The organism is Paenibacillus sp. p3-SID867 (genome assembly GCF_025142895.1).
In the GTDB taxonomy this organism is placed as follows: Bacteria; Bacillota; Bacilli; order Paenibacillales; family Paenibacillaceae; genus Paenibacillus_AQ.
Window position 1 is genome coordinate 232975 of sequence record NZ_JAMBDM010000010.1, and the last position, 25276, is coordinate 258250.

The window sequence follows — 25276 nt, forward strand, 5'->3', positions numbered from 1 at the left end:
TTTCTCCTCCAAAGCGCCTCTTACAGCGATTCCTAAGCGTCTATTAGAAAATCCAAATGAAGAAAATAACAATCATCGCGAGCTGTAAAATAACCTTCACCACAATGCTGCTGAACAATCCAATGACCGATCCGAATCCAACCTTCATGGATTTGCTCGGTCCCGAACCTGCCAGCATTTCACCCAAAAATGCTCCCAGGAACGGTCCGATAATCAATCCAAAAGCGGGAATAACGAACGGCCCGATAATCAAACCGATGGTGCTGCCCCATATCGAGGCTTTGGAACCGCCGAGCTTCTTAACCCCCCAGGCGTTAACCGCATAATCGGCAATGAAGAGCACCACCAGAATGATGGTCTGAATAATCCAGAACCATGAATTGTAATGCTCGAATGTAAAGAACCAGCCGTAAACAAACAGCGCCAGGTAAATGGCGACAACCCCCGGCAGAATAGGGTAAATCGCCCCGGCCATCCCAATGATAAACAGAGCGATAACGATAATCCAGCCCAATATGTCCATCAACATCTCACCTTTCGATCAAAATATGATCCCTGATGACCTCAACGATGCCGTCCTCATTGTTGCTGGAAACCACAAGGTCCGCTTCATCCTTAACCGTCTGCTGGGCATTGCCCATCGCCACGCCGAGGCCGGCCTGCTGAATCACAGCCAGGTCGTTCAAGCTGTCGCCTACGGCTACGACTTCGGACATGCTAATGCCGAGCAGCTCGCACACCTGTCCGATTCCGGTCGCTTTGTTAACGCCCTGCGGATTGATTTCCAGGTTATCCGGCGAGGAGTTCGTGATCTCCAGTCCGCCCATATCCTGCAGGCGCATCAGAATGTTGTGACGCACCTCATGATCATTCGTGGTGTAACCGAATTTCAGCCATTCCTGATTCGCGATATCGTCGGTCCAGTTCTCAGAGTTATACAATCTTTCTACTGAATACGCCCAGAACCATGATCCGGTTTCAATGGCCAGTGCGTGCATTTGCTCCACGAGCTTGCTGTCGAGCAATGCGCGGCGGTGTAATTCATATGGCGCACGCCATACCTCGCCTCCGTTCACCGTTACCATCGGTGTCGTCAGTTCAAGCTGTTTGGCATACGGATACGCATCCTGAAACGGCCGGCCTGTCGAGAGACAGACATGAATGCCGTGCCGTACCGCTTCCTTGATCCACTTCACCGTTTCCTCAGACACTTCATGATCGTCCCGCAGCAGCGTACCGTCCATATCCAGTGCCAACAATCGATATTTATGTTTCATGGTATTAACCCCCTTACGAATCACAAGCAAACATAACGACATTTTACCACAAAAGGCATGACGTCAAAACATTCCCCTATGAATAGCCGCCCCCGGACATGCCAAAACTGAGGTAACGCTAGTCTCAAGTAGTATTTCCCAAGCTCTCGAACAAAGCACACGACCCTTGAAATAAATGAGCAATGTAAAAGAAAGAATATGAATTCCTATATGCTACGATATTACTGAAGACAACCCGAAAGGAGTCATAAAATTCATATGACCAAACTCAATGAGACCCCTGTCGTGACGGCAGAGATGTTGATTCGAAGACCCGTTTCAGAAGTATTCGAGGCTTTCATCGACCCTGAGATTACAACCAAGTTCTGGTTTACCAAAAGCAGCGGCAAGCTGGAGGAAGGCAGCCATATTCGCTGGGATTGGGAGATGTATGGGGTACATGATGACGTTTACGTTCAACATATCGAAGTCAATCGCCGCATCACGATCGAGTCTTCAGACCAGACCAAAACCGAGTGGACATTCACGCCACGGGGCGATCATGAGACCTTTATTGCCATTACCCACTCTGGATTTACAGGCAGTGCGGATGAAATGGTAAAGGGAGCTATTGATTCCATGGGAGGATACACTATGGTACTCTGCGGCCTCAAAGCGCTGTTGGAGTTTAACATCGTCTTGAACCTGGTGGCGGACAAAGCCCCGGACGCCCATGTGTAACGGATAAAGAAAAGGCAGCCAACCCATTTAGGGCTCTTGGCTGCCGTTTTGTAAATATCCTCTTATTCGTTACTGCCATCCCCATTCTCACCCTCGGTTTTTTTAGGGTGAGGCGTACCGTCCAGGCCGTAAATCTCGTCATACGCGTCGAAAATTTTACGGGCAACCGGCGCGGCACTCTGGGAACCGAAGCCGGCTTCAGGTATGACCACGGCGACGGCCAGCTTCGGATTTTGCCGTGGAGCAAAGGCGATGAACACCCCGTTTTCCACCCGGATCCGAGTACCGTTTTTATAAATATCCTGCTCGGATGTTCCTGTCTTCCGTGCAAAATCATATTTAAAATCTTCAAATGCTCGAAGTCCTTGCGTATTCATCCCTGCAATGACTTCATTCCAGTACTGCTCCGGGAAATCCGCTTTATTTAATACCTCGCGTTTGAATTCCTTGATCACATTGCCGTCCTGATCCACAATCTTGCTCGCAAGCTGAGGCCGAATGCGTTCTCCCCGATTGGCAAGCGTGCTGGCATACTGTGCCAATTGGAGCGTCGTATATTTACCGGACTGTCCGAATGAAGCATATGCCATGGCAGCCAGATAACTTCCCGCCTGCTCGATATTGGTATACTCGATGATTCCTTTATGCTCCTTTGGCAGACCGGATTCGGTAGAAACCCCAAGCCCGAATTCCCTCATGTATTCATCCCATATTTCAACGGATTTGGAGCCGTATTTGTTATACAGTCGTTCTCCGATCCAGTCAACCATAAAGGCGTTGGAGGAATGTTCAATCGCTTTTCTCGCATTCAGAGATCCATAGGCTTTACCGCCTGAGTTCCGGACTCTCGTATTATCCTTACCGAAAAATGCTGCCCCGCCATCATAATAATAATCGTTCGGTCCGAATAGTTTCTCATTAAGTCCAATCAATACCGTCAAGGGCTTCATAGTGGAACCGAGCAGCACAACCGATTCCAGATTGTTGCCGGATCGACCGGAACTGTATGGAGAAATCGTCCCGTTGCCGTAATACTTCATAACGGTTTCCCAATTAGCATCATCGGTCCCATTCTCCCACACATTCGGGTCATAATCCGGCATACTGGCCATGGCAACAATGTTTCCGGTGTCCACTTCCATCGCTACGGCATACCCCGTTTGCGCATTCGGATGCGTTTTACCGGAAACCGGATTGGCGTGAAGCCATTTCAGCTGATCAATGATCGCCTGCTGCGTCACCTTCTGGATATCCTTGTGGATCGTCGTATGAATATTGTAGCCCTTCTCCGGGGCGATCATGGTTGGCACCCCGTCCGCCATGTTCTGCGGATTAATCGGAATGCCGATATATCCGTTCTTGCCGCGCAGCTCATCCTGGAACATCATTTCGAGTCCGTCTACACCGACCTTCTCCTGCTCCGTATAGATGAGTCCCGGATCTTTTTGCTTCTTATTCTGCTCATCGATCTGTTTATACTTATCCAGTGTCTTATTTCCGCGGAATTCTTTCAAATAACCAATCGTTTGAACGGCGATTTTGTCCGGGTTGTATTGACGCTGACTCTCTTCGACAACCTCGACTCCAGGATATTCATTTTTATGCTCCATAAAGTAAGCCACTTCTTTAGTCGAGAGATTTGCCTTTATGCGTCTCGGCTCATAACCCGGCTGCTTGTTGAACTCCAGGTCCATCGCTTTGATCACATCATCCACCGTCAGCTTTTCGGCTTTTGGATCACCATACTGTTCGAAGACCTTGACCATTTCCTCGGCCAGCTTTTGGATCTCCGGACGGTTCTTCTTTCCTCGCTCGGATGAACTGTAATCCTTTAACAGCGTTAAATATAGTGCTTGGGAAGGTGTCGAGTAGGCAAGCGGCGTTCCGGAAGCATCGATGATGCTGCCCCGGATCGGCTGAAGCGGGAAATTTTTAACCTGCCCGCCGGTTTCGAGCTCTTTTAACTCAGGCCCCTCAACGAACTGCAGTATAGCAAGGCGTATAATAATGACACAGAATATGATAAAAGTGCTGAAAAAAAATAGATTAACCCGCAAGTTAAACTGACTGCCGGCATCTTGTTCTTCTTGTTTGCGCTTATCCGGCCTAAACCCTTTCACGTATGCTTCTCCCCTTTATCCACAATCACATAAACCCATATTAACATAAACGCCCCCCCACTTCATCTGGAAGGGCCCTCCTGATGGGAAAGGGCGGACTTCCCTTGCTCCAAAGTCCGCCCTTCTCCATATCAACACACCGATCAAAACACCTGCTCCTTAATATGCGTCTCATTAAAGCGAGGCGGATTAAACCAGCTTCCGCTCTGTGCCCAGGTCGGGTCCAGCGGTATCCATCGCTTCTCTTCACTCAAGTAGACCTCATTCCAGGCATGCGGACCATAACCGCCTTGACCATTATATCCCCTGCCGGTTACGACCCGGACTTTCAGATCCTGAGACCGGGCCATCATGGCATACAGACGGGCATAATCAATGCACACCCCTAACCTTGTATCGTACGTATCCTGCGGTGTCTGCTCTTTCCATATCCGCTGCTCTTCATACAAGGTCACTTTGTCGTGATCATATGTTATCCGGCTGCCAACCCAATCATAGAGCTTTCGCGCTTTCTCTTCATCGGTTGACGAATCCTTCACGACATGGGCTGCCGTCTGCTCAATGCCCTCGGGAATCTTGTGGTCGATGACCTCATACTTCCGCTGAATGATCCCGTTCAATTCTTCCTGAACGGATTGGGTAAAGACCGGCAGCTTCTCGCGGACGAGAGAGCCCGACAAAGGCTCTATTACTGCCCTCGCTCCCTGTTGATAAACGGGTGAAGCCTCAACGTACCGGCTAAAGCCGTGATCGGGATTCAAACTGACGTAGATGAATAAGATCGCAATAACAATAATGCTCCGCGCTGCGCCCATGATGACGCCAATTCCCGCACCTGTTAGCCGGCTCAGCAGCGATGCCGATGTATCTTTTCTCGTTTCGAAGAGTCCCAGCCTGCCTCCCATAATCAGGGACACGAGCAAACGCAGCATAAATACGATAAGGGCGTAACTTAACATAAACAGCACCGCAAACCGCAGCAGCGGGAAATCCGCCAGCGATTTTACGGCTGTATAATAAATCTGTTCCCAGAAGCGCAGCTCTCGATTCGGTAAAGTGGAGACCGTACCCAGCCAATCGCCTGCTTTAGGTGATAACCATAATGTAAAAGGAACGGAGATCGCTAGCCCGACCAGGCGCAGCACCGCGTCCCCCAGAAAAAAAACAAGCTTCCCGGCTGACCGGGAGGCTCCGCGACTCCATCCCTGTAATAGTGAAAAAGCCACAATCAGCAGCAGCAAGATGGTGATTCCGTTCCCACCCAGCACACTATCCTTCCATGCCGACATCAACGGTATCCCCTCCTCTCCCCATGATGTCTTGTCAACCGATGTAATCGAGCTGCAGCACTAACAACGCTGCCGCCCTCGTACATTCGCTTCCGATTGCGTTCTATCTTTTTTATTTAGAGGCCGTATTGCTCTTGGCATCGTCGATAAAGCTCTGAATTGTATCGTTGATATCCCACTTCCCTACCGAAACACCGCGGAAAGTCACTTCAACCTCTTCGGAACCGGCGCTTCCTTTCAGCTCCAGATTGGGAGCTTTAATGGAGTAGGTACCGTCCTCATTCGAGGTATATTTCGCTTCCTTCGCTTCATTCATCATCATGTTCAGCGCTTCTTTTTTTATCGTGTCCACCGTTTCTTCCTTCACCGTGGTTACAACCTCGCCGATTTTATCTAAGGAAATCCCGCTGTACACTAACAATCCCACGATGATAAGTACGGCCAGCGCCCATTTAATGACGGTTCTCACTACGTTCAGCACAATAAACAAGACAATTAAGGCGATGGCAATGACCAGCCAGTTTTGTTTGAGAAATTCAATCCAGACCTGAGTATCCAATACAATTCACTCCCGTTCATCGTTTCAAAAGCGGCGGTTCATGGCCGTCTTATTAATTATACATGATACCCCGCAAAGCTGTCAGCCAACCGGGTCTTTTCACAAAAAGGTATAAGCTTGCCCTTTCGAACGTACAAGTAGTAGTAACAATATCAACTTGCCGGATAGGAGGGTGCCATATTGAAAACCGCTTTATGGCTCTATATGTTTTTGTTTCTGGCGTTTTTTGATTTGCATGCTCAGTATCCTGTACTGACGCCTTTTGCCATCTCTCTTGGCGCAGCCCCTACGTTTATCGGCTGGATGATGGGCATTTATGCTCTGACCCATCTGCCTGGCAATCTGCTTGCAGGCAATCTGATCGATCGGCACGGCAGCAGACGCTACATTATTTTTAGCTTAACCGCCGCTGGTGTGATCCTGCTGCTCCAGGCTCATGTCCAATTGCCTTGGCAGCTGCTCGTGCTCCGCTCGATCAGCGGATTCGTTCTGGCCTTTTTGTCACCGGCCTGTCTGGCACTGCTTGCGTCACTCTCCCGGGATCCTGTTACGCAAGGCAAATATATGTCCGGTCATGGCGTAATACACACTCTTGCCTCTGTCTTGTCCCCGGCCGCCGGCGCTTTCATTGTAGCCAAAGCAGGATTTTCCGGTACATTCCAGAGTCTGGGCTGGCTTTTGATTTTCACCGGTTTGATGGCGTTTCTCAGTCTCCCGAAACCTCTGTCAGCCACTGCTAAGGATAAAGGTCAGGCTGCTGTTCCGATCAACAACGGGGCACCGGCGCGGCTTCCTTTTAGCTTGCGTTTATATTTGATTCCGTTTGCTATCGCATGCTCTCAAGGAATCCTGTTTTTTGAAATACCGCTGCGAGAAAGCGGGCTGGCAAGCATTATGTCCACCGGACTTCTATTCTCCGTCATTAGCCTTGGAGCTTTGGTCACATTAAGCATGCTGTTTCTTAATCGTTATGCGCCCCATATCAGAGTAGCCATCGGCGTATTGGGGCTGGCGATTTGCTTCTACGCTCTTGCCGCAGCTCATCATGTACCGATTATGATCATCCTGTTTGCACTCGGGCTAGCTAAAGGATTGCTGTTTCCGGCGTTATCCTCATTGTTCATCGAGCTAAGCGGCGGAGGCAGACTCGGGAAAGTATTCTCATTTCAATCCATCGCCATGTCGCTTGGTTCCTTTGTCGGCCCGATTGCGGCTGGACAGCTTCGAACGGTGGTGTCACCTTATTTCATCGCGTTTCTGATGCTGATGACCGTTCTGCTGCTGCTCCCCAAACGCAATCGTGAAGCCCCTTTAACGGCCATCTCACCGGAAGCCCCAATCTCAACCGTCTAAGGAAGCTGTACCTGCTTGAGTCAGCGCCCAAAAAGATGCGGATGGGCCAACACACAGTCCATTTGGGTAAATCCACATAAGATACAGTGTGGCAAATGACCACGTACATCTAACCAAGGGGTGAAGTAATCATGAGTCATGTTCATCATCATAAACATTGTCATACAGGAGGCCATGGAAATTCTGTAGGGATGGTTCTTGTATTGTATATTCTGCTCGTCATTATCTTGAGCTGTTTCTACTAGAATACATGGGTTAACCTTGTTGCGGCCATCCAGTGGATGGCCGTTTATTTTGCCTGCTTTGCATGATCGGCAAGAAACAAGTTACACTATACATACACCATTCGACATAACCATCATTCGACGGCGGATTATCATTTCCCGGGGAATGCTGCCAAGGATCTCCGTATCATGACAGAGGTGAAAAAAGATGCCGATATTCATCATCGTAGAGGGCAAGAACGACAGGAGTCGACTACGCCGATTGCTGACATCAGATATAACCATCTTGTGCACGTTCGGAACGTTAAACACCGCCAAGCTTGAAAGCCTTCATAAACAGGTGAAGGATCAAGAGGTCTATCTTTTTATGGATAACGACAGCTCCGGCAAGAAAATTCGCGGTGCCCTGCGCGACATCTTTCCTGATGCCGAACAGATTTATACGCGCCGGGGTTACGCCGGAGTTGAAGGAACGCCTGACGAGTACCTGATTGCCCAGTTAGAGAAGGCCGGGCTGGAAGAGTTCATCATTTACCCGCCTCCTGCTGAATTCTGATGACCTTGTTTTAAAATAATAAAAAGGCGTCTCCATCCTTAACGATAGAGCGCGCCTTTTGGTTTTACCTATAGGTTATTCCTTAATTAAGGACTTAATGTCCTTCACAATATCCTCGGTCTTCACTTGGGCCGGGTCTGCTGCATTATAAGTCTTCCGAATATTGTTATCCCGGTCAACCAATGCAATGGAATTGCCATGCGTGAAATTTGTCGAGTTATTGCCGAGCAGCGGGATTTTGAAAGAGTCCTGCATCAGCTTCCGTGTTTCCTCCTGATCTCCACGAAGGAAGTACCAGCCGCTATAATCAGCATAGAAACGGTCCCCGAATTCCTTAATCTTCTCTTTTGTATCGGTTTCCGGGTCAAAGGAAATGGACACGAAGTTAACCTCTTTACCGAAGAGGCCCTCTTTCTTCAAGTCTTCCTGTATTTGCGAAAGTACCAGTGTCGTAATCGGGCATACATCCGGGCAGCTGGTGAAATAGAAGTACATAAGCTTCACCTTGCCTTTGGTATCATCCGATGTGATCGTCTTTCCATCCACATTCTCCATGGAATAAGCGGCAACCTCACGAACGATAGGAAACTTTTCTTTTCCGAATCCCAGCGAATTGTATACCAGGTAAATAGCTGCTATTACACAGACAGCGAGTAGTACCCAAGTCCATTTGTAACGTTTGAATGCATTCATGACCTTCCCCGTTCTCCCTTCGTCTCAGGCAATCCCTGTTCTTATCAGGTTTAGTGTAGCGTTTAAGCCCTTCCACCTATTAAAAGGTGGTATTGAGTATGAGAACGATCAGGCTCAAGGTCAAGTAGTTGATGGAGATAATAAATACCTTTTTGGACCAAGCTTCATCGTCCTTGGCACGGAAACCTTGGAGTGCGGCGTAGAGCCACCAAACAGCCAGGAAGAGTCCGATAACCAGAAAGAAAATACCGGCGTACCCATACGTGTACATCAGAATAGGGATCGGAATAAGTAGCACCAGGTAAGGAATCATCTGATACTTCGTGCGTTTAATTCCTTTAACAACCGGCAATAACGGGAAGCCCGCTGCGCGATACTCTTCAACGCGGCGAATGCCCAGCGCCCAGAAATGTGGCGGCTGCCACAGAAACAGAAGTGCGAACAGCAGCACTGCAGCCATATCTACGTTTCCTGTCACGGCCACATAGCCGATCACCGGAGGCATCGCTCCGGAAATAGCGCCTACCGATGTGCTCCATGTTGATGAACGCTTTAACCATAATGTGTATACCACAACGTATACGAACATTCCGATCGCTCCGAATATCCCTGCCAATACCCCTGAGAACAGGAATAACATAGCTAGTCCAACGACCCCAAGTATGATGGCATACCAAAGAACAACCTTAGGTGTCAGCCGTCCGGTTGGAAGTGAGCGATTCCGTGTGCGCTCCATCTTCATGTCGAGCTCTCTGTCGAAATAGTTATTGAAAACACAGGACGAAGCCATAACAAGCACGGTTCCGAGAAGTGTCATAATCATCAATCCAAATTGGATATCCCAACGCGATGCTAGCCAAAATCCGGCAAAAGCCGCTATCAAATTTGACCGGATGATTCCGGGCTTCGTCACCGTGATAAAATCTTTCCAAGTCCCCGCCTTATCGGGAGGTGCAGGCGCTGCCGAGGCAAGTGCCGCGGATTCTGAAGGAGCCTGGTATCTCAAGTGATTATCCACGTGTAAACGTTCCTCCTTGTATCTGTCGTTATGGAGGAAGTACTGCCTCCGCTATAAAGTTTATCATATCATTAGTAAAAAGTGTTTAGCAATCCTTCGGAATTCGTTCCATCTATATGACAATTCAGTGACATTTGGAAGCGATCTATTCTTGACGTTATGCCGTTGTTTAAGGCACAATTTGTCTATGTAGCAAAGTGAGTGTCGATCCCTTAATATGAATACAAAGCCCGGAGCGCAATGATAGCGCTCCGGGCTTCCATACTCACGTTATGAGAAAGAGATTACAGCGTGCGGCCAGACCCCGAAAGAGCCTGTTCAGCTTGCTGTACCAAACGTTTTGTAATGTATCCACCCAGGGATCCTGTTTCACGGGAAGTATAGTTACCATAGTAACCGTCCTGAGGAATCGTTACGCCTAGTTCTTGAGCAGCCTCGAGTTTCAAACGTTGTAATGCTGCAGTAGCTTGAGGTACAACCAAATTGTTGCTGCGGCGTGCCATATTAAATATCTCCCTTCACTGAATGTCTGTTATTCCAGTGCAAGCTTGCAAACTTATTATGGCTCCTTCTTGCAACGTTATACGTATTTTTTGAATTTTTATCTTTGGAGGTTTTTTTCATATGAGTAAAGGCTTATCCCTATGGTTTGCGGTCTCTTCGATCGTCCTGCTGACCGCTTCGGCCATATCCATCAGCTACAACGGATTTCTGGCCGTCGGTCTGGCTCTACTCTCCATTCTCAATATAGGTTGGGGATTCATTATCAAATCCAAACGCAGGCCTTCTTAAGGAAGCACCCTGCTTATTTACGAGCCAGAAAGCCCATTTTGTCCTTGACTCCATCCAGTATTTGAGCCGCAGTCTTCTGTGCCTGCTCTGCTCCCTTGGCCAGAATGTCATGGATCTCACCGGTTTGGCGAATTTCGTAGTATCTGTTTTGAAGTGGTTCCAGAGCGGCTACTACAACTTCGCCAAGCTCCTTCTTGAATGCCCCGTACATCTTTCCTTCAAAACGCGCCTGTACTTCCTGCAGGGATACTCCGGCGCACTCGGAATAAATGCTCATCAGATTGCTAACCTCAGGTTTAGCGGACGGATCATAGACCACTTCGGCCCCGGAGTCGGTTGTAGCCCGGCTGATTTTCTTGCGGATTTGATCCGGCGTATCCAGCATCGCAATATAACTGCCCTCAACCGGATTACTTTTGCTCATCTTTTTAGAAGCATCGTCCAGCGACATAATTCGTGCGCCTACCTCCGGAATGAACGGTTCCGGCATATTGAAGTAGGAACCAAACCGATGGTTGAACCGTGCAGCTAAATCGCGCGTGATTTCCAAATGCTGCTTCTGGTCATCCCCTACCGGTACCAGATTGGCATTATACAGCAATATGTCTGCAGCCATGAGCGCTGGGTAGACAAACAAACCGGCTCCTACGGAATCTTTACCCTCCGATTTGTCCTTAAATTGTGTCATTCGTTCCAATTCGCCCATATTGACCATCGTTGTCATGATCCATCCCAGCTCGGCATGCTGAGGAACATGGGATTGGAGAAAAATATTAGCACGGTTCGGGTCGATTCCGGCTGCAACGTACAGTGCCGCAACCGATTCGGAGCGATCTCTAAGCGAGCTAGGCTCCTGCGGTACCGTAATGGCATGCAGATCGACGACCATAAAGTAACAATCATGCTCATCTTGGAGCTTAACAAAATTTTTAATGGCTCCGATGTAGTTGCCCAGTGTCAAATTGCCGCTCGGCTGAATTCCCGATAATACAGTTTTCATGACTAGCCCTCCATTTATTTACAATATTCTTTTAATCCAAAGTCTGCCCCGCTCAAGGAATTATATATGAACGCAAAAAGGCCTCACATCCGCAAGGGACGTGAGACCGTGGTGCCACCCTAATTCGCTGCAGTAAACTCTAATACTTAAGCTGCAGCCTTCCATTCTTGTAACGGAGAATACCCGGCCGGCATATTAAGGAATATCAGTATAATCCCTGTTCAGCCTGGCACTCAAAGGTCCATTCAGCAAAGCGGATCCACCGGTTCACATCAACCACCGGCTTTCTGAAGGATGGGCCGCACCTGCTTACTTGTCCTTGTCATCGTGTTTCAATCATTTTGGATCACTATTACATGCAATGATAAAACTCTTGCTCTCCCTTGTCAATTCCATTTTGGAATCAAGTCGTCCGATGTTTTGAAGCATTTCTTTTACCCTTTCCACAAAAATCTGTTATGATGTGGTTAATCGTCCAGACCATGATTTCTGTTAGTAAAGGAGCATCGATATGAATCAAGTGACCAAAGGCCAGTGGAATGGTTACGACACCTATATTTTAAACAGCGGCCGTCTTGAAGTGACTCTCCTTCCTCGTCTAGGTAACAATGTCATTGGAATTAAAGACCTTGAAAATTCACGCGAAATCCTTCGAAAACCAGATGAAAGTGAGCTTGCCTTCTATCTTCAGAAGCCCTATCACTTCGGCATCCCGATGCTCATTCCGCCAGGCCGGATTTCCAAAGGCCAGTTTGAGTACGGCGGAACATCGTATCAATTTGATCAAAATACCGCGAACGACAATCATATCCATGGTCTCCACCGATCACAGGCTTGGTGTGTCAGCGACATAGAGGAAGATGATGATGGGTGCGCCGTTTCGACAGAGTTCATATCATCGGATGATCCGAAATGGATCGCCCAATTCCCAGTACCGCTGAAGCTGGAAATGACCTTCCGTCTTCAGGGCGCCCGCTTATCGCAGAGTCTTCGTGTAACGAATCTGGGTTCCAGCCCTGTCCCGTTCGGGATGGGTTACCATACGTGGTTCCTGCTTGATGGTGAGCCGCATCGCTGGACGCTGGATCTGCCTGTAGAGGGTATTTATACCTTGAATAATGAACTGATCCCAACCGGAGATTTTTCACCGCTTGGCCATCTGGAACAACTGAATTCCGGACTAAACCTGAAGGAAGCCGACCTGGATACGATATTAAAGATTCCAGAGGGCAAACCGGCTGAAGCCATGCTTCAACGGGATGATGGTTATCAAATTCATTATTCGGCTGACCGCGCCTTTTTCAAGCATTGGGTGCTCTATACGAAAGGCGTCGCTGAGGACTTCCTTTGCATCGAGCCGTATACCTGGCTTCCGAACGCGCCCAATTTGAATCTGCCGAATGAAGAAACCGGACTGATTCATCTGGAACCGGGGCAGACCGTGAACCTGAATACCCAGATCAGCATCCAAAAAACAACACCCGAGGCGGAGCAAGGGTAATAGCAAATCCCCGGTGAACCATAAGATCTTCATATACTTAATGTTTCAACAAGAGCAGCCCTTTGTTTCAAAGGGCTGCTCTTGTTTGTCTAGATAACGACAATTTCATTCGGATAATTTTACCAGCCAATGATCTGCCTCCAGCACGAATGAGATTCCTAGGATTCAGTCATAATATCCACATACAACATCAAAGGAGGTGACATGACATGGCTCAAGGTCGTTCTTCTAACAATCTTGTCGTTCCTCAAGCAACTGCAGCTCTTCAACAATTGAAAGTAGAAGCTGCTCAAGAACTGGGTGTGACGCTTCCACAAGACGGTTACATGGGTAACTATACTTCCCGTGAAACAGGTTCTTTGGGAGGTTACATCACCAAACGTCTGGTTCAATTGGCTGAGCAGCAATTATCGGGTCGTTCGAACCTGTAATTCGCATCTCTTCCCTCCAGCCGTAATTAGAAAGAGGCGATCTTCTCCCCAAAGATCGCCTCTTTCGTTATATGTTCTATATGATAAATGATTTCAGGATTCCGAAGCAGCTTCGGCATATGTATTACGAGGGTACCGAATCATCAAGTTTGCCATGTTATAGTTGGATTCAAGGACAGCATCTACAACGACAATGCCTTGTCGTACCATAAATTCATAACTGATTTCGCCGTGTGTCCAGTGGCGTTTATGTTTCAGACTTTCAAGCGCCATCGTACGAAAAGAGAATTGTTGAGCTTCACTTAGCCCCTCCTCAAGTGGAGCTATGACTCCGTTACGCCCAGCCAATGGATTGTGCCGTATGCCAAATTTACCAATTACATTATTTCGTATTTGTACAAATACTGTCCCTGAACTAAGACCTCCCAACTCTTCTTCCAGCTCTTTAAAAACGATGTCCAATTGTCTAGCCAGTGATAATTGATCTAGTTTTACCATCTCTTCTCCCCTCCTTTATTAGTAAATCTTCCCTATTATTAGGGCTTATGACTCATTATAGGGTAAAGGAATCAATGTATCAACAATATTCAACACATTTGGGTATTTATTACTAAAATTGCACAAATAATTTAGGTTTTGTCCCCTTTTTTGCGTCAACTTTCATTCTTTTACGACAAAAAAAGAAGCCCGAATCGGGCTCCTCCATAGGTTGGAAATTGCATGTCTTGAGAGGTAAACGTCCTCCAAGGAAATTCTTATCTGTTATTCCGATGATAATCAACAAATCACGCCATATGCTCCGTCATTTGCAGGAATTGTCTAATGTCGGATACGCAGGAATCTGCTGCACTCTGCCAGAAATCGCGCTGGGTCAGATCCACATTCAGGTGTTTCTTCGCCAGATCCTCCACGGACATCACGCCGGTGTCACGAAGAAGTGCATCATATTTGTCCGCAAAGCTCGGCCCTTCTTCCAATGCCCGAACATAGAGGCCCGTACTGAACATATAACCGAAGGTGTACGGGAAATTATAGAACGGCGTCCCGGTAATATAGAAATGAAGCTTGGATGCCCAGAAATGCGGATGGTATGATGTCAGAGCATCACAATAGGCTTCCTTCTGCGCTTCCACCATCAATTCCGATATTTCCTCGCTGCTGAGCAGACCGCTCTTCCGCTTGTCATAGAATCGAGTTTCGAACAAGAAGCGTGCATGAATATTCATAAAGAAGGCTACGCTGTTCTGAATTTTCTCTTCCAGCAGGGCCAGCTTTTCTTCTTCGCTGCCGGCTCCCTTCACCATCGCATCAAAAACAATCATTTCGGCAAATGTAGATGCCGTCTCGGCAACATTCATCGCATATTTTTGGTTAAGCACCGGAATTCCGCCCATCAGATGCTGATGATAGGCATGGCCGAGCTCATGAGCCAGGGTCGAAACGTTCGAGGCCGTTCCGCCAAACGTCATGAAGATTCGGGTCTGGCCGCTTGCCGGGAAGGAGGTACAGAAACCGCCAGGGCGCTTGCCGGGACGATCCTCCACCTCAATCCAGCTCTTGTCGAACGCCATTTGCGAGAAATCAGCCAATCTCGGGCTGAACTTGCGGAATTGCTCCACAATGTTAACAGCTGCATCGTCATATGAGATTTTGGTTGCGGATGTGCGCAGCGGGGCATCTACATCAGTCCAAGACAAACCTTCCAGACCAAGCAGCTTCGCTTTGCGGTTCAGGTATTCCACAAGCACCGACTTCGTGTCTTGGATGACCGCCCACATGGTATCCAGGGTCTCACGGCTCATTCGGCCAATCGCGAGCGGCTCCTTCAAGACATCCTCCCAGCCACGGTTCTCGTACAGCTTCAGGCGGTAGCCGGATAAATGGTTAAGGGTATCCGCACAGTAATCAGCGGAGTCTCCCCATGCCTGCTCCCACTTTTCAAACATGGATTGACGTACTTCCCGGCGAGGATCATGCATTTTATTGAATGCCTGTCCTGCGGACAACATGACCGTCTTACCGTCTTCCTCATAGGGGATTTGGATTTTCTTAACGATGGTATCGTAGAACTCTCCCCATCCATGATAACCGTCTACGCCAAGCGATAGAGCCAGGCTCTCCAACTCGGGACTCATCTTGTCTTTGGCGAGATTACGGCTTTCGTTCAATACGAAATCAAGCTCGGACACCTTATCCGTACCGGTCCAAGCCGTCCAGAGTTCGTCATCCATACCACGGAGAACGTTATCGAATTGGTTCTTAACCGATTGCAGGGTTGCGGACAACGACGTTACCCGTCCGGATAATTGAACCGCCTTCTTGTCATTCACATTCTGCGCGGTCAGGCAGCCCACGAATGCGGAGACTTCACGGATGCGGGCATAGGCATTCTGAAACTGCTCAAGGAAGCGCTCAAGGCTGGCTGCGCCCTCCATGGTTTCCGGAACAGTCAGTGCTTTAACGGCTTGCTGAAGATTATGTACATCCTGCTCAAGTGCCTCAAGAAAGCTCACGAGCTGCGGTGAAGAAGAGCCTCCGGGAAATATCGATTCCAAATCCCAAGTTTGTTGAAGTGCCATTGAACATTCATCACCTTTCAAAATAAAATATGAATTCAAGCGGAATACCATTTGTGTGGACTTAGGGAAAAGTGTATAACTATATATAACTCAATTTATGTTATCACTGTTACAACCAATTTACTGCTGGAGGAGCTAGAAGCCATGAGACCTTTGCAAATATCACCGGAGACGGCGGTTACACTGTCCAAGCAGCTGGGCGTTCCGCTGGAACAGCTGATGCACATGCCTCAGCATATATTAATGCAGAAAATTGCCGAGCTTGCCAAGAATGAAGAAGCGAAAGCAACGAAAAAAGACGATGAGTCACCATCATCGGAGAACTCATGATTCCTTTTTCCAATACTTGGCCCTATGATGTCGTGGGAAACGACGTATATGTACACAGCTGCCCATTCTGCGGAACCGACAATGTATTGCTGCCGATGAAACCCAAAGAGCTGATAAGCGTAAGGGAAGGGAAAAAGAAGCTGCTGATCTTCCCCTGCTGCCACAACAAAGTAACCGTGCTGGACAGCGATATCGACTACTTGCTCACGGATCAGCGATTACGCTGATTTTGCCGTAGAGCATGAGTTTAGCTATTCGTGTTAGTCCAACAGCCTGCTGACCCACCCTTCAGCGGGCTATTTGCATTATGACTCTGCCTTGAGTGCCTCGTTCTTCTGCTCCCGTATCTGCTCGGATATCAGCTTCCATTGCTCTCTGGATGCGCGTATCATCGCGGCGTCCATAATCTTGTCATCCTGGACCACTCTGGAGAACCATTGAACCGCCTCCTGAAACTGTCCCAGCCTGCGGTGGATCTCTCCGATCAGATACAGCAGCCTAGCATCATTCGCCCCTACCCCTTCCAGCTCGAACACTCGAACATAGGATTCCAGGCTATAACTCAAGAACCGCTTCTCTTGATCCTCGTTGCCCTGATACCGATACAGCCAAGCGATATGATGCAGCAGGCTGGCCACAATGCGATCCCGCTCCCCGATGACTTGGGCGCAGAGGAGAGCCAGCTTGTACGACTCCAGAGCATCCTCCAGATTACGCGAGCCGCCCATATCCCTCTTCTCCCAGCGGCATCCGACTTGCTCGTGAAAGAGCGCCTTCTGCCGTTCGTTCAATTTCAGGGTCGAGTTTTCCGTGGAGGCAAAACCGCATTCAGGACAGATCCGCACCACGTAAAAATCGGGATTCTCCGATTTATAATAAGCGCAAAAATCCGTATCGGAACGGTATGCCTTTTTAAAGCTGGGTCTTACCCTGGATGTTTCATATTCATGCTCACAGTGCGCGCAAACCACCTTGATGGAATACAAGGGTTCCAATTTCACGCCATTCGCCATCCCTTCATTCGTGTCTAATTCCTGTTTCGAAATAGGTCTTTGGAACTAAGGAGTATTCACGAAATGGTGGGCGGGGCCGGACAGACGCTGAAGCACAAAATCACGTAATTCATCCTCCACGCCAATTTCGATTAGGGCTCCTGCCATGCAGCCAAGCCATTCTTCGGCATGGCGATCCGTAATCGGGAATTTCATGTGCCTGGCCCGCATCATCGGATGTCCGAATGCTTCCGAGAACAAGGCTGGGCCTCCAAAAAACTGGCTCAAGAACATATATTGCTTCTCCATCACCGGCATAATATCTTCCGGAAACAATGGCGAAAGCAGCTCATTTTGCTGCACTCTCGGATAAAAAGCTTCGACGAGCGAACGTACACCCTCGGCACCCCCGAGGTTATCATAGATGCTTAAGTTCGGATTCATATCCGCTAATCTCCCATCTGTTTTATGTTACGCTTTCGATTGGATGTACCTATCCATTATACCAAAAAAACAACAAAAAAAGGCGCTAAGCAATGGTTAGCACCTTTTAGAACTTATTAATAACTGCGCCAGTCCTCTTCACTCTGGACGAGAGAAGCACGTATAACATAAACGAAGGCGCATACTAGGATACCTGCGACTATGCTCATGATCATCACTCCATCCAAACATAATACGAAAGATGTGCTTTGATGTTTTTTATTATAGCACAAGATCCCCGAAAATAAAGCACAATTGTAACCGCTTTCTCATGTTTTTTATACTGTTTGTCCTATATCTTGCATAGATTTTTAACAACGGACCTATATTTCCATCATTCACATCGATGCCAGGGGGCGTATTTCTTATTATGACCATGAAAAAAATGGGCTGGCTCTTGCTCGTGACGGCACTGCTCAGCGTAATTGTCCTAATGGCTTTATTTCCCGAAGCGGCGCTTCAATCCGCACTCCGTGGCCTGTCGATATGGTGGGACGTGCTGTTCCCTTCCCTGTTCCCGTTCTTTGTTATTTCCGAGGTGCTGCTGGGGTTCGGCGTAGTCCACTTGATTGGCACGCTCCTGGACCCTATGATGAGACCGTTATTTCGTATTCCGGGGGCCGGAGGATTCGTTGCAGCAATGGGATATGTTTCAGGATACCCGGTCGGTGCCAAATTAACCGCCAAGCTATGGGAACAAAAAATGGTAAATCGGGAGGAAGGAGAGCGGCTTGTCGCTTTCACCACCTCTTCTGACCCTATATTTCTAATTGGTGCCGTCTCCATCGGCTTCTTTCATGACCCCAAGATCGGTTTGATCCTTGCCTTGTCCCATTATGGCGGAGGTTTCCTTGTGGGCTTGATTATGAGATTTCATGGCAGGCATGAATCCAAAAACGCAACCGATTCACTCCGCCTGTCCCAAGCTAATACAAGCAGACTCAAGTCCGCCCTCCATGCCATGCATGCGGCGCGTGAGCAGGATGGCCGGGACCTCGGCACCCTGTTAAGACAAGCGATACAATCATCGCTTCAGCTCATTATCGTCGTCGGCGGGCTTGTGGTTTTCTTCTCCGTGTTTCTTGAACTCTGGACCCGCGCCGGCGTTATGCCTGCGCTGACTGAAGTCATCAGTTTGCTGTTATCTCTGGTCGGGATGCCTGAATCCTTATCCACTGCCATCGTAGGCGGATTGTTTGAGGTCACACTCGGTGCCCGATATGCCGGGGAAGCGGGGGCTGCAATTCCATTGCCATACAAAGCGGCGGCGGCGGCCTTTATATTGTCATGGGGCGGCTTGTCCGTCCATGCCCAGATCATTAGCATCCTGAACTCTACCAACCTCAGATATTTCCCTTTTGTCATTGCAAGACTGATTCATGGTGTGATTGCCGCGGTCGCTGTATTGCTGCTGTGGAGAAGTGTCATGGGATCTTCGATACCGACCATGGCCCTTCCGGCTGTTTCGGATTCCGCCCTAAACGGGTATACCCATATTATGGCGGCTTTCTGCATCCTGCTCGGTTTCCTGATTGCGGTTGCGTTGTTTATTCAGATCATTCGAGGACTGCAGCAGAAAATCCGCAAATTCCCAAGGTGAACATTGTGTTCTTCTCCAAGATTGATTATCATCTTTATATAACCTTACAAAGGAGCTTATCAACTTGAGATATTATGTTCTGGACCGCGGTGACCCATTGTCTGTCGAGCTGACCCAGCAATTTCACAAGCTGGCGGAACAGCGGGGGTTTGTGCTGGATGCAGAATCTCCGGAGATTGTGGTCTCGATCGGCGGAGACGGTACGATGCTGCATGCTTTCCATACTTTTATAGACCGTATTCCTGACCTCGCTTTTGTCGGTGTCCACACGGGCCACTTGGGATTCTATGCTGATTGGAAGGCCGATGAACTGACAGAGCTAATTGATCATATGAGCGGGGAAGGCGAACACGGCAACGTGAAGCCGCGCCTCGTCAAGTACCCCCTGGTTCAACTGGAAATTCATAAGAAATCAGGAACGTCCTCTTACATTGCTTTAAACGAATTCACGCTTAAAGGCGTTGACGGTACCGTTGTCGCGCAGATTGACATCAACGACGTAACCTTTGAGATGTTCAGGGGAGACGGGATTTGCGTGTCCACCCCATCCGGCAGCACGGCTTATAACAAAAGTGTCGGCGGAGCGATGGTGCATCCTTCCATCGATGCTCTGCAGATCGCGGAAATCGCCTCGATTAACAATCGGATTTTCCGTACGCTGGGCTCACCGCTGCTCCTGCCTAAGCATCATCATTGTGATATATTCTCGCGTAAAGAACAGCGTCTGCTGCTAACTATCGATCATGTGAATATCTCGATTGACGACCTCGTATCCGTGCGCTGTCAAGTGGCGGAACAGCAGGTCAGTTTTGCACGCTATCGGCCGTTCCCGTTCTGGAATCGTGTCCGTGATGCATTTCTTGGCTAATATTAAGAAGAACGACTACCTAACAAAAGAACGGCCACCATTACTGGTGACCGTTCTATTTTATTGCGGCTGTTCAGCCGGAGGATTAGGCTCCTTGGAAGGCTTTGCGTCCTTTTCTTTGGATTCCTTAGGATCGCGTCTGGATTCCTTCGCTTCGCGCCGCTCGCGTTGGTCCTTGTGCTCCTTGCCCGGTTTGGGGCCATCCTGCTGGGTTTCCTTGCTTCCCTTCGCTTCCCCTTCCCCCTCACCCTGGGTTTCCTTGGGGGATGATTCACGAATCTCTACAGGCTCTTTGGAATTGGCATGGTCTTTGTTATCCTTCTGCTCCTTGGTTTTCTGAAGCACGAAGTGAGCACAACCAAAATTGCAGTATTCGTTAATGTAATCGGACATGCTGGAGAAGGTAGAGTCCTTGGCAGCTTTAGGATGATTATCCCGATAGAAACCTTTAAGCCGAAGCTGATTGTAACCCCAGTCTCCCACGATGTAGTCATAACGGTCCAGCACCTCGCTGTACCGCTCCCGGAAAGCTTCCAGATTCCAGCCGTTTCGATGGTCCTTTAACACTTCATAACTTTTGTTTCCGATAACGATCATTGAAAGCTTCCCCTGCCTTTCCAAAGGTTAAGACTGCACGGTCTCTTCCTTGTTGCGTTCTGCAGATTTCACTTGCTCGTGTGCATGATAGGAGCTGCGCACCAGAGGACCGGACTCCACGTGGCTGAATCCGCGCTTCATTCCCTCTTCCTTCAAGATCGCAAACTCCTCCGGCGTATAGTATTTTTCCACATTCAGATGCTTTGGCGAAGGCTGCAAATATTGGCCGATCGTCATGATATCGCAACCCACCGAACGCAGGTCGTCCATCGCTTCCAGAATCTCATGCCATTGTTCGCCGACACCTAGCATTATGCTGGATTTGGTCGGAATATCCGGCTGCATCGCCTTGGCATTCTTCAGCAATTGCAAGGAACGGGTGTACTTGGCCTTGGCACGTACCCGATCCGACATTCGCTCGACCGTCTCAATGTTATGGTTCAGAATGTCCGGCTTCACATCCATTACGATCTTAAGCGCTTCTTCGCTGCCCATAAAATCCGGAATCAGCACTTCCACAGAGCATAACGGCAGACGTCTGCGAATGGCTTTAACCGTTTCAGCGAATATGTAGGCCCCGCCATCTTTCAGATCATCCCGTGCTACGCTTGTTACTACGCAGTGACGCAGGTTCATCTGTTCCGCCGCTTCCGCTACGCGTTCCGGTTCCTGAAGATCCAGTTCCGTTGGAAGACCCGTGTTGACAGCGCAGAATCGGCAGGCGCGGGTACAAATATCACCCAGGATCATGAAGGTTGCCGTACGGTTAGCCCAGCATTCATAAATATTCGGACAGCGAGCCTCTTCACACACCGTGTGCAGTGTCTTGGATCGCATCATGCTTTTGATTTCTTTATAATTATCGCCAGTAGTCAGCTTGATTCGAATCCAGTCAGGTTTTGGCTGTTTGGTTTTAGACAAAGAAAAAACCTTCTTTCGAATTTATTGATGTAACTCAAGACATACCCCATCGTTTGCTGTCCCATATTATATCATGAAAACCATCATATTACTTGTTTCGCATCGATATGAGATTAATCTAGTTGCGGCATGGATAAAAATCCTTGTTTCGATTCACCCTACAGTGTAGGCATGACTGTCCGTCCTTAATTATGACAATCCAAAAGGAAGGAGAAGGACACATTGAGGATTTTCCAACCATTGAGCGCAAGCGGTATTATGATTCGCTGCACTGCTGCAGCTGTGGCTGCCTTGACAGCTGCCTGCTGCATGTGCGGGCCTGTGTCCGCATCCGCCTCTGTTGCGGTCAGCACCGCTGACGATACGGTGAAAACATCGGATGTTAACGCCATTTTTGCAGACCGGAAGTCGTTATATGATGAGATTTCCACCGTTACCCAAATTCCTTGGTATCGCCTGGCTGCCATTGACCAGTATGAACGGACACTAACTAGAGTCCACCCCAAGGATCGCAAACATCCGGACCGGACGCTCGGAATCTTCATCCCCTCCACAAGATGGGCCGGGGCGTTAAATCCCAATCAGGAAGATGTAAATCCGACGTCGATCAGCGTGTTTTCCGGCATCGGGCTGGATGGGGATGGAGATGGCAAGGCAGATCCGAATAATGATATCGACCTGCTATATACCGTTGCGGCAAGGCTCGCCCCCTACGGTCATGCTGCCGATGACTTCAGCATCGGACTCTGGTCATACTACCAGAATACGCGGGCTGTTCAGCGCGTCATGCAATACGCCAAAATGTACGAAACCTTTGGAAAGCTGGACTTGTTTGACCATGCATTCCCTCTCCCGGTCAAAAGCAACTATTCCTACCGAAGCACATTTGGCATGGGACGCAACTGGGGAGGCAGAAGGGTTCACGAAGGAACGGATTTGTTTGCCTCATACGGAGTCCCCGTTCGAAGCACCTGTTACGGCGTTGTCGAAATCAAGGGCTGGAATAAATATGGCGGGTGGCGCATCGGCATCCGTGATTTGAACAATCATTACCACTATTACGCCCATCTGCAAGGCTTTGACAAAGGAATCTCGCTCGGGGATGTCGTTAAGCCGGGTCAAACCCTTGGCTGGGTTGGGAGCTCCGGTTATGGCAAGCCGGGAACCCAAGGCAAGTTCCCTCCACACCTCCATTACGGCATCTACCGGGATACCGGATTGACCGAATGGGCATTCGATCCTTACCCGCTGCTGAAACACTGGGAAATGGAAGAAAAACGCTCGAAGAAAAAAACGCGCTCCTGAGTTCAACCCAGGGGGCGCGTTTTCTCCGTTAAGGACCTCCATAACTGCGAAGTGAATCATGGAGCAGGCTTCCATATGCTGGCGCCAAATTAATGAATCAGCGCTCTTAGCCTCCAGTGTTGTTTTCCCCCGTCTGCCCGGATAAGTCTGCTCCGCCAGGTAAAGGTTCCAAAGGTGTCGTTGTTCCATCTGGAGGATTCGTCGGCGGAGTTACAGGCGAGATTTCCTGCTCCGTATTATGGCTATTCTCATTGGTAACGGGCGGCGGTATCGCTATGCTCGGCGCGCTTGCCTTATTCTCGCCGACGGCCTTTCCTTGCCCGTCATAATAATACATCGGCACATCGCCGACCACGAGCAGATAAGAAATGGGAATATCGGTTTCCACAATCTGCGGCTCCATGTCAAAAGGAACGACAACCGCTACCTCTGTTACAATGTGGACGAATACCTCCACCAAAATCATATTAATGCCCGCACCCTGCTGCCTGGTATCCAGTTGAACCTTCACCGCTCCCTGCGGTTCGATCTTCAAAGGAATTTGCGGACCGAATGAAGCGATAATCGGGCTTTTCAGCACCTGTCCCAAGGGAATTTGCTCCTTACGCTTATGAATATCGTCCAGTGTGCTCTGAACAACCTCCGTTGTATGGGACGTGATTTTTAAATGCTCGGCATAATTCAGCATGAATCCCGTCACTTTGCCCGAGCTGTCCGTTTTCCAGTTGACCAGATTATCGAAGTCCTTGCCCTGCGTCACTTGAGAGGTGATCGCTTTATTGATGGCTTCAGTGGCAATCTGTTTAACCCTGATTTGGGCTAAATGCATGATCGGCGGCCGCAGATTCTGCTCAATATACATAAAAAACTCAACGATCCCAAACACAAGGAGCAGAGCGCCGATCAGCCACCACTTTTTCGTGCTTCGTCTTTTGGCAGCCTGAGGACGCCCTCGGCTCTGCGGTACGGGCCGAAAGCCTCTGCGTGGTGGTTTATAAGCTCTCCTTGGTTTAGGCCACGACAGCGACGGAAAGGCCAAACGCCTGCTTCCCCATCTCTTTCGTCTCATGCTTGGTCCCCCCTATTTTCGCCCCGAGGAGCATGTTTACCATGGCAAGCTCTCCTGTATAGAGGGTATGCGGACAAACGGCAAAAAAGAAGAGCATGGATGGGATCCTCACTCTTCTTCCTTATGGATATTCAATTTCAAGAAAGACGGCAAAGAGGATCTACTTGTCGTTCTTTGGATTGTCTTCTTGATCCTCCACATAATATTTCAGCATCGACAGTTTATTCTCCCAGAAGCGGTCGAAATAAGCCAGCCAATCCTTTAATTCCTTAAGCGGTTCGGCATCCAGCCGATAGCGCGTTTCGCGTCCAACCTTGCGGTCCTGCACAAGGCCCGCTTCCCCCAGAATTCGGAGATGCTTGGAGACGGCAGTCCGCGTCATGGAGAAGTGCCCTGTAATTTCTTTAACCGGCATTTCCTTATCACTTAACAAGCCAAGCAGCTTACGGCGTGTCGGATCTGCGATAGCTTGATAAACATCATGCTTCGGAGCAGCTTGCGACATGGATTAGGCCTCAACGTATCCCGCAAGCTTCTGAACAATGCCTGCCCAGCCGTTGTCCATACGGCCCCGCACGATATCGTGTGCTTCCCCGAACTCGGTCACTTGATCCGCTGTCCATCCGCCGTGAATGAGCGTAAATTCCGTATGATCTCCCTGCTGTACCAGTTCGAACGTAACACTCCAATCCTTGCCCCAGTTAAAAGATAAGCGGTTAGGCTCGTCAATAAGCGTGACCTTGCATGGTGAATTGCCGAAAGGGCCTGCATTCAATTGAAACTCAAAGCCTTCCACCGGCTCAAAATTGTTAGGCATAAACCAGGCTGAAATTCCTTCAGCCGTTGCCACGGCTTTCCACACCTTCTCGATGGGTGCTTTCAGCACCAGCGTATGACGAATATCCGGCAGCTTGCCGTTTGATGGGTTGTCCATATCACATAAACCTCACTCATGTTTAATATTATGAAACCATTTGGTTTCCCTTATTGCATTATAGG

29 protein-coding genes and 1 other annotated feature are annotated in these 25276 nt (G+C 48.9%); of the genes, 11 read left to right on the top strand and 18 right to left on the bottom strand.

Annotated features, from left to right (window positions below; all coding sequences use genetic code 11):
• Window positions 1–43: 43 nt before the first annotated feature.
• The gene (locus tag M4D81_RS21490; protein WP_071222385.1) at window positions 44–523 is read right to left on the bottom strand and encodes a DUF456 domain-containing protein; all 480 of its coding nucleotides are present in this window, start codon (window positions 521–523) and stop codon (window positions 44–46) included.
• A 7-nt stretch (window positions 524–530) separates the two neighbouring features.
• Window positions 531–1277, bottom strand: coding sequence for a Cof-type HAD-IIB family hydrolase (locus tag M4D81_RS21495; RefSeq protein WP_071222384.1), 747 nt, complete (start codon window positions 1275–1277; stop codon window positions 531–533).
• 258 nt (window positions 1278–1535) lie between these two features.
• Here M4D81_RS21495 and M4D81_RS21500 point away from each other — a divergent pair, with 258 nt between their 5' ends.
• Window positions 1536–1997, top strand: a complete 462-nt coding sequence (locus M4D81_RS21500; RefSeq protein ID WP_071222383.1) for an SRPBCC family protein — start codon at window positions 1536–1538, stop codon at window positions 1995–1997.
• A gap of 62 nt (window positions 1998–2059) precedes the next feature.
• Here M4D81_RS21500 and M4D81_RS21505 read toward each other — a convergent pair whose 3' ends face one another.
• From M4D81_RS21505 to M4D81_RS21515, 3 genes are all read right to left on the bottom strand, one after another.
• Window positions 2060–4117 (bottom strand): peptidoglycan D,D-transpeptidase FtsI family protein, encoded by a 2058-nt coding sequence (locus M4D81_RS21505; RefSeq protein ID WP_071222382.1) that lies wholly within the window; start codon window positions 4115–4117, stop codon window positions 2060–2062.
• Window positions 4118–4260: 143 nt separating this feature from the next.
• Complete coding sequence (locus M4D81_RS21510) at window positions 4261–5409, bottom strand: transglutaminase domain-containing protein (protein WP_162487642.1); 1149 nt, start codon at window positions 5407–5409, stop codon at window positions 4261–4263.
• Between the two features lie 109 nt (window positions 5410–5518).
• Complete coding sequence (locus M4D81_RS21515; protein ID WP_071222380.1) at window positions 5519–5965, bottom strand: hypothetical protein; 447 nt, start codon at window positions 5963–5965, stop codon at window positions 5519–5521.
• Window positions 5966–6145: 180 nt separating this feature from the next.
• On the opposite strand from M4D81_RS21515, the gene M4D81_RS21520 reads away from it, so the two are divergent.
• Window positions 6146–7318 (top strand): MFS transporter, encoded by a 1173-nt coding sequence (locus M4D81_RS21520; RefSeq protein ID WP_071222379.1) that lies wholly within the window; start codon window positions 6146–6148, stop codon window positions 7316–7318.
• 432 nt (window positions 7319–7750) lie between these two features.
• Window positions 7751–8098, top strand: a complete 348-nt coding sequence (locus M4D81_RS21525) for a toprim domain-containing protein (RefSeq protein WP_071222378.1) — start codon at window positions 7751–7753, stop codon at window positions 8096–8098.
• Between the two features lie 75 nt (window positions 8099–8173).
• Here the strand turns inward: M4D81_RS21525 and M4D81_RS21530 are convergent, their stop codons facing one another.
• The 3 genes from M4D81_RS21530 to M4D81_RS21540 form a co-directional block, all read right to left on the bottom strand.
• On the bottom strand, window positions 8174–8791 hold the full coding sequence (locus M4D81_RS21530; RefSeq protein ID WP_071222377.1) for an SCO family protein: 618 nt from the start codon (window positions 8789–8791) through the stop codon (window positions 8174–8176).
• A gap of 79 nt (window positions 8792–8870) precedes the next feature.
• A complete protein-coding gene (gene cyoE, locus M4D81_RS21535) occupies window positions 8871–9809 on the bottom strand; it encodes a heme o synthase (RefSeq protein WP_260068013.1) in 939 nt (312 codons plus the stop codon).
• 284 nt (window positions 9810–10093) lie between these two features.
• Window positions 10094–10312, bottom strand: coding sequence for an alpha/beta-type small acid-soluble spore protein (locus tag M4D81_RS21540; protein WP_015737431.1), 219 nt, complete (start codon window positions 10310–10312; stop codon window positions 10094–10096).
• Window positions 10313–10433: 121 nt separating this feature from the next.
• On the opposite strand from M4D81_RS21540, the gene M4D81_RS21545 reads away from it, so the two are divergent.
• Entirely contained in the window at window positions 10434–10601 is a 168-nt protein-coding gene (locus tag M4D81_RS21545) for a hypothetical protein (RefSeq protein ID WP_164817467.1), read from the top strand.
• A gap of 13 nt (window positions 10602–10614) precedes the next feature.
• On the opposite strand, the gene trpS is transcribed toward M4D81_RS21545, so the two are convergent.
• Window positions 10615–11601, bottom strand: a complete 987-nt coding sequence (trpS, locus tag M4D81_RS21550; protein WP_071222375.1) for a tryptophan--tRNA ligase — start codon at window positions 11599–11601, stop codon at window positions 10615–10617.
• A gap of 91 nt (window positions 11602–11692) precedes the next feature.
• Window positions 11693–11936, bottom strand: a binding site (T-box leader).
• Window positions 11937–12112: 176 nt separating this feature from the next.
• Here trpS and M4D81_RS21555 point away from each other — a divergent pair.
• Together M4D81_RS21555 and M4D81_RS21560 are read left to right on the top strand one after the other, a co-directional pair.
• Window positions 12113–13102 carry an aldose 1-epimerase gene (locus M4D81_RS21555; RefSeq protein ID WP_071222374.1) on the top strand — a complete coding sequence of 330 codons (990 nt, stop codon included), beginning with the start codon at window positions 12113–12115 and terminating at the stop codon, window positions 13100–13102.
• A 209-nt stretch (window positions 13103–13311) separates the two neighbouring features.
• On the top strand, window positions 13312–13533 hold the full coding sequence (locus tag M4D81_RS21560; RefSeq protein ID WP_007131961.1) for an alpha/beta-type small acid-soluble spore protein: 222 nt from the start codon (window positions 13312–13314) through the stop codon (window positions 13531–13533).
• Window positions 13534–13626: 93 nt separating this feature from the next.
• Here the strand turns inward: M4D81_RS21560 and M4D81_RS21565 are convergent, their stop codons facing one another.
• Entirely contained in the window at window positions 13627–14031 is a 405-nt protein-coding gene (locus M4D81_RS21565) for an O-methyltransferase (protein ID WP_071222373.1), read from the bottom strand.
• A 287-nt stretch (window positions 14032–14318) separates the two neighbouring features.
• Entirely contained in the window at window positions 14319–16112 is a 1794-nt protein-coding gene (locus tag M4D81_RS21570; protein WP_071222372.1) for a M3 family oligoendopeptidase, read from the bottom strand.
• Window positions 16113–16256: 144 nt separating this feature from the next.
• Between M4D81_RS21570 and M4D81_RS21575 the strand changes: the two genes are divergently transcribed.
• Window positions 16257–16442: a YycC family protein gene (locus M4D81_RS21575; protein ID WP_071222371.1), complete on the top strand. Its 186-nt coding sequence runs from the start codon at window positions 16257–16259 to the stop codon at window positions 16440–16442.
• Window positions 16439–16669, top strand: coding sequence for a hypothetical protein (locus M4D81_RS21580; RefSeq protein WP_071222370.1), 231 nt, complete (start codon window positions 16439–16441; stop codon window positions 16667–16669). The genes M4D81_RS21575 and M4D81_RS21580 overlap by 4 nt, the downstream gene beginning before the upstream one ends.
• Before the next feature lie 78 nt (window positions 16670–16747).
• Here M4D81_RS21580 and M4D81_RS21585 read toward each other — a convergent pair whose 3' ends face one another.
• Both M4D81_RS21585 and M4D81_RS21590 read right to left on the bottom strand, forming a co-directional pair.
• Window positions 16748–17443: a DUF2225 domain-containing protein gene (locus M4D81_RS21585; protein WP_260068014.1), complete on the bottom strand. Its 696-nt coding sequence runs from the start codon at window positions 17441–17443 to the stop codon at window positions 16748–16750.
• A 57-nt stretch (window positions 17444–17500) separates the two neighbouring features.
• Window positions 17501–17878: a globin domain-containing protein gene (locus tag M4D81_RS21590; protein ID WP_071222368.1), complete on the bottom strand. Its 378-nt coding sequence runs from the start codon at window positions 17876–17878 to the stop codon at window positions 17501–17503.
• Between the two features lie 409 nt (window positions 17879–18287).
• Between M4D81_RS21590 and ylbJ the strand changes: the two genes are divergently transcribed.
• Both ylbJ and M4D81_RS21600 read left to right on the top strand, forming a co-directional pair.
• Complete coding sequence (gene ylbJ, locus M4D81_RS21595; RefSeq protein ID WP_260068015.1) at window positions 18288–19517, top strand: sporulation integral membrane protein YlbJ; 1230 nt, start codon at window positions 18288–18290, stop codon at window positions 19515–19517.
• Between the two features lie 64 nt (window positions 19518–19581).
• Window positions 19582–20385: an NAD kinase gene (locus M4D81_RS21600; protein ID WP_009591431.1), complete on the top strand. Its 804-nt coding sequence runs from the start codon at window positions 19582–19584 to the stop codon at window positions 20383–20385.
• A 60-nt stretch (window positions 20386–20445) separates the two neighbouring features.
• Here the strand turns inward: M4D81_RS21600 and M4D81_RS21605 are convergent, their stop codons facing one another.
• Together M4D81_RS21605 and lipA are read right to left on the bottom strand one after the other, a co-directional pair.
• A complete protein-coding gene (locus M4D81_RS21605) occupies window positions 20446–20982 on the bottom strand; it encodes a YutD family protein (RefSeq protein WP_260068016.1) in 537 nt (178 codons plus the stop codon).
• Between the two features lie 27 nt (window positions 20983–21009).
• Window positions 21010–21903, bottom strand: a complete 894-nt coding sequence (gene lipA / locus M4D81_RS21610) for a lipoyl synthase (RefSeq protein ID WP_071222365.1) — start codon at window positions 21901–21903, stop codon at window positions 21010–21012.
• Window positions 21904–22161: 258 nt separating this feature from the next.
• Here lipA and M4D81_RS21615 point away from each other — a divergent pair, with 258 nt between their 5' ends.
• On the top strand, window positions 22162–23208 hold the full coding sequence (locus M4D81_RS21615; RefSeq protein ID WP_397376769.1) for a M23 family metallopeptidase: 1047 nt from the start codon (window positions 22162–22164) through the stop codon (window positions 23206–23208).
• A 106-nt stretch (window positions 23209–23314) separates the two neighbouring features.
• Here the strand turns inward: M4D81_RS21615 and yunB are convergent, their stop codons facing one another.
• From yunB to M4D81_RS21630, 3 genes are all read right to left on the bottom strand, one after another.
• On the bottom strand, window positions 23315–24277 hold the full coding sequence (gene yunB, locus M4D81_RS21620; protein ID WP_260068017.1) for a sporulation protein YunB: 963 nt from the start codon (window positions 24275–24277) through the stop codon (window positions 23315–23317).
• 160 nt (window positions 24278–24437) lie between these two features.
• A complete protein-coding gene (locus M4D81_RS21625) occupies window positions 24438–24782 on the bottom strand; it encodes an ArsR/SmtB family transcription factor (protein WP_071222362.1) in 345 nt (114 codons plus the stop codon).
• 3 nt (window positions 24783–24785) lie between these two features.
• Complete coding sequence (locus M4D81_RS21630) at window positions 24786–25211, bottom strand: SRPBCC family protein (protein WP_071222361.1); 426 nt, start codon at window positions 25209–25211, stop codon at window positions 24786–24788.
• Window positions 25212–25276: the final 65 nt, after the last annotated feature.

What these genes read in the sequence shown, in the direction of transcription:
- M4D81_RS21490 (WP_071222385.1), bottom strand. Translation starts at nt 523, where the DNA reads ATGGACATATTGGGCTGGATTATCGTTATCGCTCTGTTTATCATTGGG.
- M4D81_RS21495 (WP_071222384.1), bottom strand. Translation starts at nt 1,277, where the DNA reads ATGAAACATAAATATCGATTGTTGGCACTGGATATGGACGGTACGCTG.
- M4D81_RS21500 (WP_071222383.1), top strand. Translation starts at nt 1,536, where the DNA reads ATGACCAAACTCAATGAGACCCCTGTCGTGACGGCAGAGATGTTGATT.
- M4D81_RS21525 (WP_071222378.1), top strand. Translation starts at nt 7,751, where the DNA reads ATGCCGATATTCATCATCGTAGAGGGCAAGAACGACAGGAGTCGACTA.
- M4D81_RS21530 (WP_071222377.1), bottom strand. Translation starts at nt 8,791, where the DNA reads ATGAATGCATTCAAACGTTACAAATGGACTTGGGTACTACTCGCTGTC.
- M4D81_RS21540 (WP_015737431.1), bottom strand. Translation starts at nt 10,312, where the DNA reads ATGGCACGCCGCAGCAACAATTTGGTTGTACCTCAAGCTACTGCAGCA.
- M4D81_RS21545 (WP_164817467.1), top strand. Translation starts at nt 10,434, where the DNA reads ATGAGTAAAGGCTTATCCCTATGGTTTGCGGTCTCTTCGATCGTCCTG.
- trpS (WP_071222375.1), bottom strand. Translation starts at nt 11,601, where the DNA reads ATGAAAACTGTATTATCGGGAATTCAGCCGAGCGGCAATTTGACACTG.
- M4D81_RS21555 (WP_071222374.1), top strand. Translation starts at nt 12,113, where the DNA reads ATGAATCAAGTGACCAAAGGCCAGTGGAATGGTTACGACACCTATATT.
- M4D81_RS21560 (WP_007131961.1), top strand. Translation starts at nt 13,312, where the DNA reads ATGGCTCAAGGTCGTTCTTCTAACAATCTTGTCGTTCCTCAAGCAACT.
- M4D81_RS21565 (WP_071222373.1), bottom strand. Translation starts at nt 14,031, where the DNA reads ATGGTAAAACTAGATCAATTATCACTGGCTAGACAATTGGACATCGTT.
- M4D81_RS21570 (WP_071222372.1), bottom strand. Translation starts at nt 16,112, where the DNA reads ATGGCACTTCAACAAACTTGGGATTTGGAATCGATATTTCCCGGAGGC.
- M4D81_RS21575 (WP_071222371.1), top strand. Translation starts at nt 16,257, where the DNA reads ATGAGACCTTTGCAAATATCACCGGAGACGGCGGTTACACTGTCCAAG.
- M4D81_RS21580 (WP_071222370.1), top strand. Translation starts at nt 16,439, where the DNA reads ATGATTCCTTTTTCCAATACTTGGCCCTATGATGTCGTGGGAAACGAC.
- M4D81_RS21590 (WP_071222368.1), bottom strand. Translation starts at nt 17,878, where the DNA reads ATGAATCCGAACTTAAGCATCTATGATAACCTCGGGGGTGCCGAGGGT.
- ylbJ (WP_260068015.1), top strand. Translation starts at nt 18,288, where the DNA reads ATGACCATGAAAAAAATGGGCTGGCTCTTGCTCGTGACGGCACTGCTC.
- M4D81_RS21605 (WP_260068016.1), bottom strand. Translation starts at nt 20,982, where the DNA reads ATGATCGTTATCGGAAACAAAAGTTATGAAGTGTTAAAGGACCATCGA.
- M4D81_RS21615 (WP_397376769.1), top strand. Translation starts at nt 22,162, where the DNA reads ATGATTCGCTGCACTGCTGCAGCTGTGGCTGCCTTGACAGCTGCCTGC.
- yunB (WP_260068017.1), bottom strand. Translation starts at nt 24,277, where the DNA reads ATGAGACGAAAGAGATGGGGAAGCAGGCGTTTGGCCTTTCCGTCGCTG.
- M4D81_RS21625 (WP_071222362.1), bottom strand. Translation starts at nt 24,782, where the DNA reads ATGTCGCAAGCTGCTCCGAAGCATGATGTTTATCAAGCTATCGCAGAT.
- M4D81_RS21630 (WP_071222361.1), bottom strand. Translation starts at nt 25,211, where the DNA reads ATGGACAACCCATCAAACGGCAAGCTGCCGGATATTCGTCATACGCTG.